The organism is Streptomyces sp. MK37H (assembly GCF_018035285.1).
Taxonomy (GTDB): Bacteria; Actinomycetota; Actinomycetes; order Streptomycetales; family Streptomycetaceae; genus Streptomyces; species Streptomyces endocoffeicus.
In genome coordinates, this window is record NZ_JAAAYH010000855.1 from 1 (window position 1) to 1,373 (window position 1,373).

1 protein-coding gene and 1 riboswitch are annotated in these 1,373 nt (G+C 75.7%); the gene reads left to right on the forward strand.

The window, feature by feature from the left end:
* The first annotated feature begins 62 nt into the window (after positions 1 to 62).
* A riboswitch (FMN riboswitch) is annotated at positions 63 to 193 on the forward strand.
* Between the two features lie 156 nt (positions 194 to 349).
* A partial coding sequence (ribD, locus tag GWI24_RS44420) for a bifunctional diaminohydroxyphosphoribosylaminopyrimidine deaminase/5-amino-6-(5-phosphoribosylamino)uracil reductase RibD (protein ID WP_210951670.1) occupies positions 350 to 1,373 on the forward strand: 1,024 nt, incomplete at its 3' end.

Consider the following 1,373-nt stretch of genomic DNA (forward strand, 5'->3'; position numbering starts at 1 on the left):
ACACAGGGTCGCCTCCCAGCTGGGCCGATGGCCATGGCAGACTGGTGCCGTACCAGTGACGTCAGCGCACTCCGGGGTCGGTGAAAATCCGAACCGGCGGTTACAGTCCGCGACCCGTCCGCCGCCAGCGGCCGGTTGACCAGGTGAAATTCCTGGACCGACGGTGAAAGTCCGGATGGGAGGCAGTGCGCGGCGGTAGCGACATCACCGGTGCGCCGCCTCGGCGGTCCGCCCTCGCATACGCGGGATGCGGACCCTTTGCCGATCCCGGCGTACTGGCGGCGGCGTTTCCGCTTCCATGTCATCTCGACAGCCCCGGAGTCCGTGCCCGAAGAGGCAGGAGGACCCGGTGGCCACCGCAGCCGAAGCCCAAGCGATGCGCCATGCCGTCGCGCTCGCCGCCCGCGGCCTCGGCCATACGAGCCCCAACCCCGTCGTCGGCTGCGTCGTCCTCGACGCCGGTGGCCGCGTCGTCGGCGAGGGCTGGCACCAGCGGGCCGGCGGTCCGCACGCCGAGGTCCACGCGCTGCGCGCGGCGGGGGAGCGGGCTCGCGGCGGCACCGCCGTCGTCACCCTCGAGCCCTGCGACCACACCGGCCGCACCGGCCCCTGCTCGCAGGCCCTGATCGCCGCCGGGATCGCCCGCGTTCACTACGCCGTCGCCGACCCCACCGCCCAGGCCAAGGGCGGCGCCGCGACCCTGGCCGCCGCCGGGGTCGAGGTCGACGCCGGGCTGCTGGCCGACGAGGCCGAGGCGGTCAACGAGCCGTGGCTGACCGCGATGCGCCGCGGCCGCCCCTTCGTGCTGTGGAAGTTCGCCGCGACCCTGGACGGCCGCAGCGCCGCGGCCGACGGCACCAGCCGCTGGATCACCTCCGCCGAGTCCCGCGCCGATGTGCACCGGCTGCGCGCGGAGGCCGACGCCGTCGTCGTGGGCTCCGGCACCCTGCGCGCCGACGACCCCCACTTGGCCGTGCGGGACCGGGAGGGTGCCACCCAGCCGCTGCGGGTCGTCGTGGACACGGGCGCCACCATCAAGCCCGGCGCCCGGGTCCTGGACGACGCCGCGCCCACGCTGATCGCCGTCGCCGAGGACGCGGGCATCGCGCATCTGCCGCGGCGGCCGGGCGTGGAGACCGTAAGGCTGCCGCGCGCGGAAACCGGCCTCCAGATCCCCGCGCTCCTGGCCGAGCTGCACGGCCGCGGGGTGCGCTCCGTCCTGCTGGAGGGCGGGCCCACCCTCGCCGGGGCGTTCCTCGCCGCGGGCGCCGTCGACAAGGTCGTCGGCTATCTCGCCCCCGTCCTGCTCGGCGCGGGCCCGGCAGCCCTCGCCGACGCCGGAATCACCACCATCGCGCAGGCGTTGCGCCTCC